A 15,740-nucleotide genomic window follows, 5' to 3' on the forward strand; every position below is an offset into this window, starting at 1 on the left:
AAGGATGCCAGGAGCTACAAGCCCTGACATCCTTGGTTTCCGAGTCTACGTTTTTATTGGAAGCTATCTATAGAACTTTCATAATGGCGATTTCCGTTGCGCTCATCAAACTGCCGGGCTGCCGTAACGGCCATATCCCTGAATCGCTCCGACAAACGTTCAACATCCGTTGATTCATCAGCATAAGGAAAGTCCGCCGGCAATCTGACCTCAAAATTCATCGGCTCGGCTGCCAGTCGCTTGAACAAGGTGGAGGCATGGGCGTTGAACATCATCCGGTCATGCGGATTCTCATGATCCAGAGCGAGCGGCGCATGCAGTTCAAAGAGCTCAAGCCCTTTAACGGGGTCCGTTTTCGTTAAATAGGCGATATGCTGGCTGATTTGCAGTACGAAATCCCGCTCTCCCTTGATAAGCCGATATCCCTGCCGTTGGTACTTCTCGGCTTCCTGCAAGCGGCCCTGCCGGTACAGCGGCAGCAAAACCTGCGGGTAAGTGACATGTGGAACCTCGGCACAGCTCATCCGGTCTGACAGGATCGGCTCCGCCGTTTCAATCGCCCGCTGATCGTCTCCTGCCAGGACATAGTATTTGACAAACTGATCCTGCTCGCACGCTGCACAATCACTCATCTCATCACGGTCCATGGCTTGAATTTCCCTGAAGAAACGCCCCGCATCCTCAAGCTCGCCATACTGGAGGGCCAAAGTCATCCGGTAATAATAATATGTACGGTCATTATAGCCATGTTCGCGGTAGCGTTTCTTCATGTCCTCCAACAGGCCGTCAATCTGCGTGCGGCTAATTTCCGGGAAGCAGGCAATCTTATCAATAATCCACTTGTACGACCACAGCAAATTGTACCCGTCATAGCTGTCCGGGTCTTTATCGAACTGGCCCAGCAGCCAGGAAAAGTTCACCAGGGCTTTCTTGGGATAACCGTTAAAGGTCGCCGCTTCAACCAGCTCAAAACGGGCTTCAAATCCCTGTTCAACATTGCCGGTACTGTCCGCTAATTTAACGGCTTCCTCCAGCAGTTCAATTTTTGCTCTGCCGCCGGGCAGATCGTACGCCTCGAACATTAAATCATCAAAATCCATATTCATTGTCACTGCGGACCGCCTCCTTTTTGCGCATCAGCCGCCAGGCCGGCTTCGATCAAGCGCAGAATTCCCTGGTTCAGCACACTCATCTCTTGCCTGTTTAAAGGGTAATGCCCCATCATCAGGGCGTTCACGTACAGCATTTCAACCGTATTGACCAGGCCCCCGGCATTCACCGGCATGAAGATGCGGGCCACGACCGGGTTGTCCAGATTCAAATACAGCGTCGAATAGGCCGCTTCCGGATTGAACGAGGAGCCCAGCGAATGCAGTACCGACGACAGCACATCAGGGCTTGCCTCTTCCGCTGCTTTTAAGGAACGGAACTCGGAGGACTCCTTCGACAGGGTGAAGAGGGCCGGGAGCTCCACAGGCTTGAACCGTTTCAGCTGAACCCGGCAGCGGAAGCGCTGCAATGCGGCATCCGCCATACGTGTCAGTTCGTAGTACCTCATTCTTTCTTCGGCAGTGATGTCCGTAAATGTTAGCGACACGTCCTCCGGAAGGAGACGCTCGGTACGCACCTTCGCGTTAATGGCAGGCAGGCTCGCCATCAGCTCCGCGTCGTAAATATAACCTCCGTTTACGACCAATAACGATTGTGCCGCCGCCACGTGTGTGATCTGACGGTATTCATCCAGTGTCGCCGTAAAGTATAAATTTGGGTTATCATCGATCAGCTCACCCAGCTCGCGCCGCCCATAAGTGCTTTCAAACGGCAGCCAACGGTGAATCATGCGATAAAAATTCCCGTCCTCCACCGCCAGCGCCTTCATGGATAATGCGTGCAGCTGGATCATATGACGCAGCCGGTCAGGATCATATTCCGCCATTCGCATAAGCTCGGCGCGGATGGATTCACCAAGCTCGGCGCGAACCTCCTCAAGCTTCTCGTTCTCATAAAAATGTTCGCGGGAAGCCGTTGGCTGCAGCTCATCGCTCCAGATGACTCCTTTCACAAAGAAGGCCCATTCCGGCAATATGTTCTCCGCTTGATCAGACACCAGCATATGCTTCAAATAGACACGGTGATTCTTTTTCGCGTGCAGATTGACAGCCTGCGGCAGAACATAAGCAATGCCGCCTGTTCTGCCGGAAGACGTACGCAGCGGAATGAAGTCGCCAAACCGCTCGCCGTGCAGACTTTCTCCAAAGCGGAGCACCTCGTTACGCTGTCCGCGCGCCAGCTCAGGCTGTGCAATCCAGGCAGGGACCGCCGGGTTCACCACTTGTTCAAACCGTTCTGTCCGCAGTTCAATCGGATAAGGAAGCAGCGCCCCGTAATCATAAAGCCATTTTTCCACGTTCTCCGTTTCATAATAAACCTCACAACCGGGCTTGCAGCGTAAATACACCCTCGTCCCCGGTGAAAGGGCTGTTTCAAGCTCGCGAATGCTGTACGTACCATCCGGCTTCCCTTTCCATTCGAGCGAAGGTCCGCCTTTAGCAGATTGCGTAAGCATGACGATTTCATCGCTGACCATAAAGCAGGACAGCAATCCTATTCCAAACCTGCCGATAAAGGAAGTCTCCTCCATGATAAGGTCCTTCCCTCTCTTGGAGGACTGCCCGATCATGGCAAGAAACTGATGCACATCATCCTCGGTCAGTCCGATACCGTTATCCTCCATCATTAAAGTCGCTCCGCTTCCCGTACCTGCAAGCTCAATATGAATTCTTCCTTCATAGTCATGCTCCATCCCCTTTCGGGCGGTCACGGCATCGACGGCATTTTGCAGCAGCTCCCGCAAGAACACTTTAGGGCTGCTGTACAAATGATTGGATAAAATATTGATCATTCCGCTTAAATTCACCTGAAAGCGGTAATTGTCCTGCTGCTTCATATTCCTCGCTCCAATCCTCAAGTCTATCTCACCTGTCGTTAAATACCTCCAGATAAAAGTATAACTACACATCCTGGCCCGAACAATAGGACCTGCTTAATGCAAAAAGCAGGCCCTTGTGATTATTAAGCGGCCTGCTTCCGTGTATTTTTTGCGAGAATATGAAAGACACACCATCATATCCTCTATTTGCTGCCTGTAAACGTAATGCCTTTGATGAAATAACGATTGAAAAAGGCATAAATGATCAATACCGGAACTGTACAGATCATGGAAGCGGCCATGATATAGTTCCAGTAGCTGATATACTGGCCTTTGAACGTGTTCAAGCCGAGCGGCAGGGTGAACATCTCCGGACTCGACATAACGATCAACGGTTTCATGAAATCATTCCAGGAGCCCATGAACACGAAAATAATTTGCGCGGCCATCGCCGGCCGGGCGAGCGGCAGCACGATCCGGAAAAAAGCTCCCATCCGGCTCAAACCATCAATCTCGGCCGCCTCCTCCAGCTCTTTCGGAAAGCTGACGAAGAACTGGCGCATCATAAAGATGTAAGTCGCGCTGATCATGGAAGGAATGATCATGCCCTGATACGTGTCCAGCCAGCCGAATCCTTTCAGGATCAAAAAGTTCGGAATCATCGTAACCTGCGCCGGAATCATCAGCACCCCGAGAATAACGACAAACAGCAGATTCCTCCCCGGAAAGTTTAATCTTGCAAGCGCATAACCCGCCATCGAGTTGAACAGTAGGTTCAACCCGGTAACGATCACACCGATCACGACACTGTTAAACAGCCAGCGCCCGAATAAAGGCTCCTGAATGAATATTGTTTTGTAGTTATCCAGCGTAAATACTTCCGGCAGGAAGCTGAAGCTGCCGCTTACGATTTCTTCCAGCGTTTTGAAAGACGATGACAGCGCCCAGAAGAACGGGACGAGCGTCACAACCGCATACGCGGCCAAAATGATGTACAGCAACACGTTGCCGATTTTTTGGCGATTGATCATGATACACCTCTCCCTAATTTAAAGATTCTTCTTGCGCAAACTTACGCTGCAGCCATGTCGCAATCATAATAATGACGGCTAGCGTCATGGCAAGTGCGGCGGCATAACCCATCGTTCCTATATTTTTGAAGGCATATTGATAAATCAGCAAAACGACGGTGAGCGTCGAGTTATTCGGACCCCCGGACCCGGCCGAGAAAATATAGGACTGGTCAAACAGCTGAAAGGTTCCGATCAGTCCCATGATGATGACAAAGGAAGTAACCGGCTTTAGGCTGGGCACCGTAATGCTCATAAATTTCTTGAAGGCGTTCGCCCCGTCCAGCTCGGCAGCCTCATACAGTGAATCCGGAATATCCTGAAGCGCCGCCAAATAGATGATCATGTAAAATGGCGCCGTAGACCAGATGTTCATGCCCATGATGGCATTCAATGCCACTCGCGGGTCCCCCAGCCAGTTATACGTGGGCAGGCCGATAGAGCTCAGCATTTCGTTAATCAATCCGCTCTGATTGAACATCCACATGAAGATCAGGGTTAAAACGGCTGACGAAGTCAGCGTTGGCAGAAAATAAATAATACGGAAAAACTTCTGGCCTTTCACCCCCGCATTCAGCACGGCCGCCAGCACCATCGCCAAAATGGTTTGTATCGGTACAACGATAACGACATATTTCAAGGTATTCCAAATAGCAATATGCGCCCGCTGATCCACCGTAATGCGGGAGAAATTTCTAAGACCGATAAAATCGAAGCCTTGCCCTCCAAGGAGCTGTACCTTGTGAAAAGCGAGGAATAATGCGTAAAAAATCGGGCCAACGATAAAAGTCAGCAAAACAAACAAAGTCGGCAGCAGGAATAGATACCCCTGTATCGCCTCTTTAAGCGCTCTTCGCGAATGCTTGATTCCCATGACCTGGATCCTCCTTGTTCGAACTACTGATCGTACAGCTGAAACTCGATTTCCTCGTTAGCCTGAGCCTGTGCATCCTCAAGCGCTTCACGTAATGACCGCTCTCCGATATAAGCGCTTACAAATTGGTTATTGAAGTTATTGAAAATCGTCGGCAGTGTCGAACCTGCTGACCATACTGTGGCGTAGGGCGCTCCCTTGACTAGTGGTCCCAGCAGAGGGTCCTTATCATAGCCAAGCTCTGCGGCGACCGATTTCCGCGTCGGAAGCTCAAACTTTTTGCTTGCCCAGGCTTTCATCCCCTCTTTGCCCGTTAGGTACGAAATCAGCTCCCAGGAAGCCTGCTTCTTCTCGGATGCCGCATTCATGACGTAAGCGACGGTAAAAGCCATCGTCCCCTTTTTACCATGAATTGTCGGCACTTCCGCCGTCCCGAAATCGGTTTTCGGGAATGTGCTTTGCAGGAACGGGATCGCCCAGTTACCTTCCAGCACCATCGCCGCTTTTCCCTGCCCGAACATTTCTCCTGTCCAGCCTGCCCCCACATCGCTTGGCTGCGCAGCCGTTTTATCCGTCAAATGCTGATCAACATAAGGCTGGAGAGCGTTCAACACTGCCGGGTCCGTAAAATTCGCCCTGCCATCCTTAACCACTTGACCTCCCAGCGATTGTGCTATAAAAAAGGTACGGGCGAGCTCCGGATTTTGTCCAAAGCCGTATATTTTATTGCCAGTCGTCAGCTTCCTGGAGGCTTCACGCAGCTCATCCCATGTCTCTGGAACCTGTACCCCGGCTTTATTCAGCATTTTCTTATTGTAGAACAGCGCCAGCGTCGAATAACCCTTCGGAAGCCCGAATGTTTGATTGCCCTGCTGGAAAGCCTGAATCATCGGTTTTTCAAAATCATCCACATCAAAGTCATCCGTTATGAATCGGTCGAGCGGCTCAAGCACCCCTGTTTCGATCAGAGCCGGTGCTTCAATCGCGTCCAGATAAAACACGTCAGGCCCCTTGCCTCCGATCAGCCTTGTTTTGATCACATCCATATATTGATCGGCAATGACTTCATGCTTGACTTTAATATTCGGGTGCTGTTTCTCAAAATCGGCGAGCAGCTCCTCCAGAAGCTTGCTCTCTTCCGGAGTGGAACCCCATCCGGCAAAGGTAATTTCGACTTTTCCGTCGGCACGTTTCTCATTTCCGCCACAGCCGGTCAAGAGTCCGGCGATAACTGTGATCGTGGCCGCGAGGGCCACGATCTGTCTGAACACGTTCATACGGGTCATCTCCTTTCCGTATCGAAGGCTTTGGTTATCTTGTCACAATCTCATAACCTGTCGTATTTTCCGTGATGCTCCAGTTCAATTCTGTCCCGGCTCTTTCAACTCTGATCGAAAGGATACCGTCGCCGATGGCGATATTGGACACGGAAAGTTCGTTCATGTCTGGCAGAAGCGTCGGCGACAAATGGATTTTGCGGTGGATTCCGTCCGGAAATAAACCGAGCAGTGCCTGTACAAAGGTCAGAGGCGTACCGGCAGCCCATGCCTGCGGAGAACAAGCCACAGGGTAAAGAACCGCTCTGCCGATGGACCGGTCATAACCGCAGAACAGCTCCGGCAGACGGTTGTATTCAAAATGTTCGGCAGCAGCGATCAATCCCGTCATCACCACGCCCGCCTCCTCTTGATGACCGGTCTTGCTGAGACCGAGAATGCTCAGGCTGTTATCATGCGGCCAAATGCTTCCGTCATGATAGCTCATCGGGTTGTAACCAGCCTCACCCGCACCCATCGTACGAATTCCGTAACCGGAGAACATGACGGGGGATACCAGCATCCTCGCAACGGCTTCGGCTTTTACTTCATCCAGCATACCTGTCAATAAAATATGTCCCGGATTGGAGGTAATGGTGCCGACCTGTCGCTTGTTTCCATCCAATGCAATGGCATAATACTGTACATCTTCCATCCAAAATTGTTCATCAAATTTTACCTTCAATGCCTCGGCTTCCTTACGCAGCCGATCGGCTTCCCCGATGCGCCCGAGCGCCTCATACAGCTCCGCAACCCCCTGTTTGGCCTGATAGACATATCCTTGAACCTCACTCAGGGCAATTGGTGTCTGGGCATAGTCGCCATTGCGGTGTACGACGGAATCGGCTGAATCTTTCCATCCTTGGTTCGCGATGCCTTTGCTCGATTCCTGATGGTACTCGACAAACTGATCCCCATCCCTGTCGCCGTAGCGGTCAATCCACAGCAGCGCATCCTCAATAGACTGCTCCAGTTCCCGGACAAGGGACAAATCACCTGTCCACTTTACGTACTCCGCAATGAGCACCAGAAATAACGGAGTCGCATCAATCGTGCCATAATAAGGCGTGAATGGAACCTGATTCGTATTTGCCAGCTCTCCATAACGGATTTCATGCATGATTTTACCCGGCTGCTCATCCCGCCACGGATCAACGGCTTTTCCTTGTGTGGAGGCCAGCGTTCGAATGGTGCCCTTCGCCACTTCAGGAGCAAAAGGCAGCATCTGCAAAGCTGCAATCAGACTGTCCCTGCCAAAAGGAACGCCGAACCACGGCAGACCGGCCACCGGGAAAGATCCATATCCCAAATCGGTCAGCAAAATCCGCAAATCGGACAATCCCCGATCAATCAGACTCTGTAATGGCTTATAATCGGTCTGCACTTTCGTAATCCTGTTGGCCCAGGCATTATAGGATTGCTGCAGCAGTTCCACTGCGGCTTGTGGAGATGAAACATGCCTGTGCTTCACCTCTCCAATTTGCGGCTGTATCGTGAAGGTGATCGTCTCCGTCTGCCCGTGAGCCAAGCTCACGTTAAACATGACATCGCCATCGTTGGCGGTTTCCTCCTGACGGTCCCAGGAAATGACCGTGGTCCGTTTGATATGGTCTGCACCTTCATAGTGGAAACTAACCGTTCGGGGTCCGTTGATATTCCCCGTTCGTCTGCCCAATTCGCCATGTTGAAAACCTCTGACCACGAACATATCCATAAAATCCGCATCCATATGCACACTCAATTGGAATGTGACTGGCTTGGGATAATAATTGGTCAGCTTGATGCTTTCATACAAAACATCATCATAAATAAAACGCTTTCTCTCAATCTCGACAGATTCCCGCCACAGCTCAAGCTTGCTCTCTGTTTCCATATGTACATTGGTCATTAATATGGTGGATAAATAGCTGTTCGCCCCATCGGATGAAAGAAGCACCAGATCCTGTCCATTCACTTTTAGATCCAGCTTGCTGAGAAAACGGGTGTCCTTCATATAAAGACCCAATCCATACGGATGATCCTGCGGAATGTTGCCCTTTTTGTCAGAGAGCATGAACAAATCATTTTCCTTAATCACTCTGTAATCCATAATTCACCCTCCTGATGTATCCGAAACGTTTCGGATTTTGCGCAATTGAAAAACCACTAATTGTGGTTTTCAGATGTGGAACGGCGTATGACAAGTTGGGTATCCAAATACATCTCATGCGGCTCGCGGCTGCCCTCCAGCATATGGATCAGCATGGTCGCTGCCTCATAACCAAGCTGAAATTTATTTTGCGATATTGTGGTCAGCGGCGGGTTGGAATACGATGCCAGCAGAATGTCATCATAACCTACGACCGACAGCTGCTCGGGAACACGCCTGCCCAGGCTGACCGCCGCCTTCAGTACCCCGAGTGCCATCAGATCACTTGCGCAAAAGACGGCTGTAATTTCAGGATAACGGGCCAGCAGCTTCTCCGCCTCCTGCCTCGCTGTCTCCTCATCATATGCGCCATTCACAACCCATTCCGGCCTGAATGGCAGATGGCGGGTCTCCAGCGCTTCCTTATATCCCTGCAGACGCTGCGGGCTGACAAAAGCCTGATCATGGCCATTGACCATGGCGATATTGCGGTGTCCAAGCCCGATCAAATGATTTACCGCCGTACTCGCCCCCAATACGTTATCTGTTGTTACATACCCGACGGTGTCCGACTTCATGGGGATGTCAATCAGAATACAGGGAATATCGCTTTCCACCACTTCCTGCAGATAAGGGTCATCCGTTTTAATACCCGACAGAATAACCCCGTCCACTCTTCGCTCCTTGCAAAGCTGGGAATACGTTTTCTCCCTTTGTTTGGTGGAGTTCGTACTGAAGAGGATCAGATCATAGTCCTGCTCCGAGGCATATTCGTTGATCCCGGACAGCACTTCAAACGTAAATTGATCCTTCGCATTTTGCCGATTCATGCCGGATACGAGCAAGCCGATCGTCCTGGACTTGTTCATAACGAGCCCTCTTGCCAGCGTATTCGGGCTGTAGTTCAAATCCTTGGACACCTGAATGATCTTTTGACGGGTATTTTCATTCACATCCCCATAACCATTCAAAGCCCTTGACACAGTAGTTACGGATACGCCGGCAACGCGGGCAATGTCTTTAATTGTCGTCATACCCTATACTCCTTATCGTTATATCCAAAACGTTTCGGATGATGATGAAGCGAGTATAACCGATATTGAAAACGATATCAAGCATTAAGTTCCAGCAGTACGGGGCAATGGTCGCTGCCCATGATATGGCAATCGATCCCGGCATCCTTTAACTGCGGCTCAAGCCGCGAGGAGACCAGAAAATAATCGATCCGCCACCCGATATTCCGTTCCCTCACCTTGGGCATGTAGGACCACCAGCTGTACACCTCTTTACGGTCAGGATAAAAATAACGGAACGTGTCCGTAAAGCCGGATTTCAGCAGTGTTGTGAACTTGTCCCGCTCCTCTATAGTAAAACCTGAATTGCCCATATTGGACTTCGCATTTTTCAGATCAATCTCCTGGTGGGCGACATTCATATCACCGCAAACGATGACAGGCTTGTCCTGATCCAGTCCAACCAGATATGCCCTGAACTGCTCCTCCCATTGCAGCCGATGCTCCAATCTGGACAAATCGCGCCGCGCATTGGGCGTGTACACATTGACCAGAAAAAAATCGTCAAACTCCAACGTGATCACACGTCCTTCGGTATCATCATCCGTCTCCCCCAGCCCGTACGTTACCGCCAAAGGTTTGATTTTCGTGAATACGGCCGTTCCGGAATACCCTTTCTTCTCGGCATAGTTCCAATATGAATAGACTCCACTGCCCAGCTCCAGACTGATTTGTCCTTCCTGCAGCTTCGTTTCCTGCACGCAAAAAATATCTGCTTCCGATGCATGAAAATAATCCGTAAAGCCTTTGTTCACACATGCTCTCAATCCGTTTACATTCCAAGATACCAGCTTCATGTCAGACTCTCCTCACCTGTTTCCTGTGACCCAGTTTACCATACCGTGCTTGATTTGGCCTGTCTGCTGCCCGGTTTCATGCAATCTTCACGGGTTGGATATCCAACCTAAGGCTGCGCGGAAGAGTAAATCCTTTTTGCTGCAATGGCATACCAGATGGCCGCTATTGGGGATCATCAGCAGCTTTTTATCCATTGACCCAAGATGCTCAACCAGGTAAGAAGCGCTGCGGTCTCTGACCAGATGATCGTTTGTGCCCTGCACAATAAGCGCCGGCTGCCTGACCTGCCCATAAAGTGCAAACGTTTCGCGCACCAGACGATAATATTCACGCGTGGCCCAGGGCGGTGTCTTTATTGCATTTCTTACATAGGCTTTCAGCATTTCGGCGCGAAGCAGGGTCTTCATAATTTCACGCGGGTTCAGGGGAAATACGGGAGTGGACAGCAGGATCAGCCTGCCGATTCTATCACCGTATTTGGCCGCCAAATGAACGGCAATCAGCGCACCTGTCGAAAAGCCGATTACATGGACCGTCGAGTGCCGGGCCAGCAGGCCCGCCAGCTCCTCCTCCGCACGGCTGATCCAGTCCCTTCTTCCGGCTGCGAGCATTTCCTCACGCGTTCCCGTGAGACCTTTCAATGTAAAAGTACGTGCCGTACAGCCATGCTGCCGCAAATAATCAGCCAAGGGTGCAATCTCATGCTCCCCTCCGGTAAAGCCATGAATCAGCAAACAAACGGTCATCGCGGCTCAGCTCCTGTTTTGTCTATTTGTACATATGATTTTAAAGCATGGCCCTGGGTATAACCAAATGGACTCATCCTGCCCAAGCTTCAGCAAAGCTTGCTTCCCTCTTCATTCTCCGGTAGTATGAGACTGCCGAAAATACGGAAGCATGGATGGGAAGAATATATATCCAGACGCTCTACGAAGGAGGATATCATTACAGTGAAAGAAGCGGAACAACCGTCCTTGCAGAAAAAATTGCGTCCCAGACATATTACCTTTATGGCGATGGGCGGGGTCATCGGGACGGGGATTTTTAAGGGGAGTGCGGAAACGATCAGCCTGGCCGGTCCGGGCGTTATTTTTTCCTATATATTAGCAGGACTGCTGCTGCTCGTCGTTATGGGAGTCATTGCGGAAATGGCTACCGTGTATCCCAACCACAATATGAAGGATTTTATCCGCACAGCCTTAGGGGAACGCATTTCCTTTATTATCGGATGGATGTACTGCTTTATGTGGCTTACAGTCTGTGTCATTGAAGTGCTCGCTGCCGGCAGCTTCCTGCAGTTCTGGCTGCCGGATGTTCCCTTGTGGCTGCTGAGTCTGATCTGCGGAGCCTTTATTATTGCGGTGAATATGATGAGTGTCGGACGTTTCGGTGAGCTGGAGTTTTGGCTGGCAGGCATCAAAATTACGATGATCGTGGTGTTTATTATTCTGGGGGCATGTCTTTTGTTTGGCGTCCTGCCTTCAGCACATACGCCTTATCTGTCCAACTATGTTCAGCACGGCGGCTTCTTTCCGAACGGATGGATGGCCATCTTCCCGGCGCTGCTCGTCGTCACCTTCTCGTACGGCGGGTCCGAGCTGATCGGCCTTACCCTGACAGAAACGGAGAACGCCGCCCAGGTCATGCCGCGTGTCGTGAAAAACTTCATTTTGCGGGTCGTGCTCTTCTACACTCTGCCGATTCTCATCATATGCGGCTTGATTCCATGGAATCAGCTGAACGATCAATCCAGCCCATTCGTTCAGGTGCTGTCAGCGGCCGGCCTGGCCGGTTCGGCGCATGTCATGAACTTCATCCTGATCACCGCCGTTCTGTCAGCCGCCAATTCGGGCATTTACGGCGCTACCCGCATGCTGCACTCGATGGCTGTGAACGGTGAAGCGCCGTATCTGCTCGTTCGTACCACAGGCCGCGGCGTTCCACGGAACAGCCTGCTGCTGTGCGCCCTTGTGCTTCTCGGAGGTTCCATGCTGGCTTATGCCGCTCAGGACAGCTTGTTTCGGCTGCTGATGGCAGTGCCCGGCTTTGTCGTGCTGATCGTCTGGATCACGATCTGTCTTGCGCAGTTGAAGCTGCGCAGGCGTTATCCGAGGAAGCCGTTTTTCACCGTATGGGGTTTTCCATACATCACCGGATTAACGGTCCTGTGTCTGTGCATTATTGCGGCCGTTTTTCTGTTTGATGCCCAGAACCGCATCAGCATCGGGGTATGCCTTGCTGTACTTGCGCTGCTGACAGTTTGGTCACTGATCAAATTCAGAGCGAATCAAAATTGAAATATTCAATTTTTTGTAACTTCCCGAATGACTGCACATGCTCTATATCAGCTATATTAAAAAGAAAACTATTAGAGGTAGTTCAAAAAGTCATCTTTTGATCACGAAGGAAATCAGGAAGCGGACTCGACATCGAATCTTGAATTCAGCCGGGCCTTCCGGTGCTCACGTACCTTAAGTACGCTCCGCTCCTCAGTCCCTATCTTCATTCAACCTTCTCGGTGCTGAAAACCTGACTTTTTGAACACACACTATTACTAGGAGGTATTCACTTGTCAGGACGCGTCTTACAACTGCTGCGCATCGTCGGCAATTTTGAAGCGGTATCGTATCTGCTGCTCGTTTTTATCGCAATGCCCCTCAAATATTTGGCGGATCAACCTTCTATGGTCAGTGTGGTCGGCATGGTTCACGGTGTTTTATTCATCCTGTACGTGGTAGCCATTCTCGCGGCGCTTCTGATGCGTAAATTGACATTCAAGCAGGCCGTTTTCGGCTTCATTGCCTCACTGCTGCCTTTCGGTCCTTTCGTGTTCGACCGTAAGGTGCTGAACAAGGGCAGTATCCCTGCCGATCCTGTCAATCCGAAAGCATAAAAACATATTCAATCCAAAACACATCATCGAATGTAGAACTGAAATTCCATTTGGGAGGGCGCATGCCCTCCTTTTACTTTTCCAGCTCCCCTTCATCAAAACGTACACAAGGTTTTCCCTCATCCGGCTTTCCGATGTCCTTTTCCCAATAAGGTATTGATTGAAATGAAATAATGAATATAATAAAGTCAGACCTACAAATCATATATATGAATCAAAATCACATATGTGATTTTGATGGAAAGGAGCCAAATGTCAGTTAAATCTGCAGAGCGTGTATTAAGGGTATTTGAGTTGTTAGCTCTTCATAAAGAAGGATTGACGATAAAAGAAGTGAGTGAACTGCTTTCATTTCCTCAAAGCAGTACATCTACTCTGGTTAAGACATTGTTTGAAGAAGGATATTTAAGTCAAGATGCTCTCAAGAAATATAAATTAGGACCTAAGTTAATTCAGATTGGAACGGTTGCCATGGAATCGTTGGATATTTCCTCTCAAGGACAGCCTTTCCTTAAAAAATTAATGGAAGAAGTACAAGAAACCGTTTTTATGGCTTTACTATCTGATGATGAGTTGGTATACGTTGCAAAAATCGATAACAATCGTTCCATTCGTACAACGGCTCAGCCAGGTTATCGAAAACCGTTATATTGTACAGGATTAGGAAAAGCATTTTTAGCTTTCTTACCAGGAGAGAAACGAAGCGAGATATTGGATAAAACACCTCTCATTTCGATTACCGACAAAACCATTACGGATCGAAAGACGTTAGAGAAGGAACTGGAAAGATATATTGATGCAGGATATTCCATTGACGATGAGGAGAACGAAGAAGGGTTATTTTGTCTTGCAGCACCCGTATTTGGAGCGGATGGAACGATTCAAGCGGCCATCAGCGTAGCTGGTCCGAAAGAAAGAATGCTTACACGTAAGGATTTTATTATTGACAAATTACTTCGCACGTCAAAACAAATCTCAGAAAGCATTGGACACACATCCAACTAGTTAGAGAGAAAAGGGAGGAACAATATGGATGTTGTAAGTGTTGGAGAAACGATGGTTTTGTTTACTCCCGAAACAACTGGCCAAATGAGATATGCCAAACAATTTTCTTCCAGAATTGCAGGGGCAGAAACAAACACCTTAATCGGTCTGGCCAAACTCGGGCATCAAGCAGGCTGGATTAGTCGAGTTGGAAAGGATGAATTTGGCTCGTCCATTCTTTCATTTGTCCGTGGTGAAGGAGTAGACGTTTCCCGGGTGAAACAAACTACGGGTGCCTCAACCGGAATCTTTTTTAAAGAAATCGTTAGTGAAAAGAATGTACGTATTCATTATTATCGGAAAGATTCGGCAGCAAGTTTATTGGCTCCTCAAGATATTGATGAAGATTACATTGCACAATCAAAATATTTATACATCACTGGGATCACACCGGCTTTAAGTGAATCCTGCAGGGATATGACATTCTATGCAATGGATGTTGCAAAGAAGAATGGTGTACAAATTGTATTTGATCCAAACGTTCGCCGTAAACTGTGGGATGATGAATTAGCCAGAAAGACATTACTCAGAATTGCTGAAAAATCCGATATTATCCTGCCGGGCATTAGCGAAGGTGAATTTTTATTTAACGTAAATCATCATAAAGAGATTGCCCAATTATTTCATCAGCTTGGCGCAAAAGTGGTTGTCGTTAAACTTGGAGAACAAGGCGCATATTATTCGGCCAATAATGAAAGCGGTCACATTGAAGCAGTAAGAATCGAACATGTTGTGGATCCCGTTGGGGCTGGTGATGGATTTGCAGCAGGGCTTCTATCAGGGCTACTTGACGATTTAGAAATGAAGCAAGCAGTTGCAAGAGCATGTACAGTCGGAGCCATGGTCACAACTGTGAATGGTGATGTAGAAGGCTTGCCTGATCGAGATGCGTTAGAATCGTTTATTCGATCGTCTCCATCCGATGAAGTTTCCCGATAACTTTCCCCATTATTATAGGAGGGCAAAAATATGAGTACATTATCTGAAATTTTAGAACATAAAGTGATCGCAATTATACGTAATGCCAACCCTGAAGATGTTCCAAAAATTATAAAAGCTCTTTATGAGGGCGGAATAAAAATCGTAGAAATTACTATGAATTCTCCGAAAGTTCTATCTGTTATTGAAAAAGCAGCAGACGAGTTTGGCGGAAAAGTGAAAATAGGAGCAGGCACTGTCCTGGATCCCGAAACTGCCCGCAGCGCTATACTCGCCGGAGCTGAGTTCATTTTATCCCCTACCGTTAAAGTCGAAACCATTAAAATGACAAAAAGATATGGAGCAGTAAGCATCCCGGGTGCTTTCACTCCTACAGAAATCTTGGAGGCTTATGAAAATGGCGGAGACATTATTAAAGTATTTCCTGCAACACTGGGACCCGGCTATATAAAGGATATACGGGGGCCACTTCCACAAATTCCGTTACTGCCAACAGGCGGTGTAGGGCTGGATAATATCAAGGACTATATGGCTGCAGGAGCAGTTGGATTTGGAATAGGGAGTTCTCTTGTAAATACAAAAGAAGAGATCACAGAAGAGTATTTGGTTCAATTAACGGAAAAAGCAAAGCGATTGAGTTCAGCTGTCAAAACTAATCATTAAAAAAGGAGCGATT

14 protein-coding genes are annotated in these 15,740 nt (G+C 49.0%); 5 read left to right on the forward strand and 9 right to left on the reverse strand.

Going from position 1 to position 15,740, the window contains the following annotated elements; all coding sequences use genetic code 11:
• Positions 1–53 precede the first annotated feature (53 nt).
• From ACE5KN_RS13530 to ACE5KN_RS13570, 9 genes are all read right to left on the reverse strand, one after another.
• Positions 54–1,106 (reverse strand): hypothetical protein, encoded by a 1,053-nt coding sequence (locus ACE5KN_RS13530; protein WP_375524953.1) that lies wholly within the window; start codon positions 1,104–1,106, stop codon positions 54–56.
• Positions 1,107–1,108: 2 nt separating this feature from the next.
• A complete protein-coding gene (locus ACE5KN_RS13535; RefSeq protein ID WP_375524849.1) occupies positions 1,109–2,947 on the reverse strand; it encodes an HSP90 family protein in 1,839 nt (612 codons plus the stop codon).
• Positions 2,948–3,132: 185 nt separating this feature from the next.
• Positions 3,133–3,960: a carbohydrate ABC transporter permease gene (locus ACE5KN_RS13540; RefSeq protein WP_375524848.1), complete on the reverse strand. Its 828-nt coding sequence runs from the start codon at positions 3,958–3,960 to the stop codon at positions 3,133–3,135.
• A gap of 13 nt (positions 3,961–3,973) precedes the next feature.
• Positions 3,974–4,873 (reverse strand): carbohydrate ABC transporter permease, encoded by a 900-nt coding sequence (locus tag ACE5KN_RS13545; RefSeq protein WP_375524847.1) that lies wholly within the window; start codon positions 4,871–4,873, stop codon positions 3,974–3,976.
• A 23-nt stretch (positions 4,874–4,896) separates the two neighbouring features.
• Positions 4,897–6,150, reverse strand: a complete 1,254-nt coding sequence (locus ACE5KN_RS13550; RefSeq protein WP_375524846.1) for an ABC transporter substrate-binding protein — start codon at positions 6,148–6,150, stop codon at positions 4,897–4,899.
• A 34-nt stretch (positions 6,151–6,184) separates the two neighbouring features.
• Entirely contained in the window at positions 6,185–8,278 is a 2,094-nt protein-coding gene (locus ACE5KN_RS13555; RefSeq protein WP_375524845.1) for an amylo-alpha-1,6-glucosidase, read from the reverse strand.
• A 56-nt stretch (positions 8,279–8,334) separates the two neighbouring features.
• Entirely contained in the window at positions 8,335–9,351 is a 1,017-nt protein-coding gene (locus ACE5KN_RS13560) for a LacI family DNA-binding transcriptional regulator (protein WP_375524844.1), read from the reverse strand.
• A gap of 77 nt (positions 9,352–9,428) precedes the next feature.
• Entirely contained in the window at positions 9,429–10,187 is a 759-nt protein-coding gene (locus ACE5KN_RS13565) for an exodeoxyribonuclease III (protein ID WP_375524843.1), read from the reverse strand.
• A gap of 87 nt (positions 10,188–10,274) precedes the next feature.
• Positions 10,275–10,934, reverse strand: coding sequence for an alpha/beta hydrolase (locus tag ACE5KN_RS13570; RefSeq protein WP_375524842.1), 660 nt, complete (start codon positions 10,932–10,934; stop codon positions 10,275–10,277).
• Between the two features lie 126 nt (positions 10,935–11,060).
• Here ACE5KN_RS13570 and ACE5KN_RS13575 point away from each other — a divergent pair, with 126 nt between their 5' ends.
• From ACE5KN_RS13575 to ACE5KN_RS13595, 5 genes are all read left to right on the forward strand, one after another.
• A complete protein-coding gene (locus ACE5KN_RS13575) occupies positions 11,061–12,485 on the forward strand; it encodes an amino acid permease (protein WP_375533089.1) in 1,425 nt (474 codons plus the stop codon).
• A gap of 272 nt (positions 12,486–12,757) precedes the next feature.
• Positions 12,758–13,081: a DUF3817 domain-containing protein gene (locus tag ACE5KN_RS13580; protein ID WP_375524840.1), complete on the forward strand. Its 324-nt coding sequence runs from the start codon at positions 12,758–12,760 to the stop codon at positions 13,079–13,081.
• Positions 13,082–13,333: 252 nt separating this feature from the next.
• Positions 13,334–14,086 carry an IclR family transcriptional regulator gene (locus ACE5KN_RS13585; RefSeq protein ID WP_375524839.1) on the forward strand — a complete coding sequence of 251 codons (753 nt, stop codon included), beginning with the start codon at positions 13,334–13,336 and terminating at the stop codon, positions 14,084–14,086.
• A 24-nt stretch (positions 14,087–14,110) separates the two neighbouring features.
• Positions 14,111–15,064, forward strand: a complete 954-nt coding sequence (locus ACE5KN_RS13590) for a sugar kinase (protein ID WP_375524838.1) — start codon at positions 14,111–14,113, stop codon at positions 15,062–15,064.
• A 30-nt stretch (positions 15,065–15,094) separates the two neighbouring features.
• Positions 15,095–15,727: a bifunctional 4-hydroxy-2-oxoglutarate aldolase/2-dehydro-3-deoxy-phosphogluconate aldolase gene (locus ACE5KN_RS13595; protein WP_375524837.1), complete on the forward strand. Its 633-nt coding sequence runs from the start codon at positions 15,095–15,097 to the stop codon at positions 15,725–15,727.
• Positions 15,728–15,740 lie beyond the last annotated feature (13 nt).

Source organism: Paenibacillus terreus, from assembly GCF_042138595.1.
Taxonomy (GTDB): domain Bacteria; phylum Bacillota; class Bacilli; order Paenibacillales; family Paenibacillaceae; genus Paenibacillus; species Paenibacillus terreus.

Excerpts from the sequence above, each read along its gene's own strand:
- ACE5KN_RS13535 (WP_375524849.1), bottom strand. The coding sequence starts at position 2,947 with ATGAAGCAGCAGGACAATTACCGCTTTCAGGTGAATTTAAGCGGAATG.
- ACE5KN_RS13595 (WP_375524837.1), top strand. The coding sequence starts at position 15,095 with ATGAGTACATTATCTGAAATTTTAGAACATAAAGTGATCGCAATTATA.
- ACE5KN_RS13545 (WP_375524847.1), bottom strand. The coding sequence starts at position 4,873 with ATGGGAATCAAGCATTCGCGAAGAGCGCTTAAAGAGGCGATACAGGGG.
- ACE5KN_RS13570 (WP_375524842.1), bottom strand. The coding sequence starts at position 10,934 with ATGACCGTTTGTTTGCTGATTCATGGCTTTACCGGAGGGGAGCATGAG.
- ACE5KN_RS13555 (WP_375524845.1), bottom strand. The coding sequence starts at position 8,278 with ATGGATTACAGAGTGATTAAGGAAAATGATTTGTTCATGCTCTCTGAC.
- ACE5KN_RS13550 (WP_375524846.1), bottom strand. The coding sequence starts at position 6,150 with ATGAACGTGTTCAGACAGATCGTGGCCCTCGCGGCCACGATCACAGTT.
- ACE5KN_RS13575 (WP_375533089.1), top strand. The coding sequence starts at position 11,061 with ATGAGACTGCCGAAAATACGGAAGCATGGATGGGAAGAATATATATCC.
- ACE5KN_RS13565 (WP_375524843.1), bottom strand. The coding sequence starts at position 10,187 with ATGAAGCTGGTATCTTGGAATGTAAACGGATTGAGAGCATGTGTGAAC.
- ACE5KN_RS13560 (WP_375524844.1), bottom strand. The coding sequence starts at position 9,351 with ATGACGACAATTAAAGACATTGCCCGCGTTGCCGGCGTATCCGTAACT.
- ACE5KN_RS13585 (WP_375524839.1), top strand. The coding sequence starts at position 13,334 with ATGTCAGTTAAATCTGCAGAGCGTGTATTAAGGGTATTTGAGTTGTTA.
- ACE5KN_RS13590 (WP_375524838.1), top strand. The coding sequence starts at position 14,111 with ATGGATGTTGTAAGTGTTGGAGAAACGATGGTTTTGTTTACTCCCGAA.
- ACE5KN_RS13540 (WP_375524848.1), bottom strand. The coding sequence starts at position 3,960 with ATGATCAATCGCCAAAAAATCGGCAACGTGTTGCTGTACATCATTTTG.
- ACE5KN_RS13530 (WP_375524953.1), bottom strand. The coding sequence starts at position 1,106 with ATGAATATGGATTTTGATGATTTAATGTTCGAGGCGTACGATCTGCCC.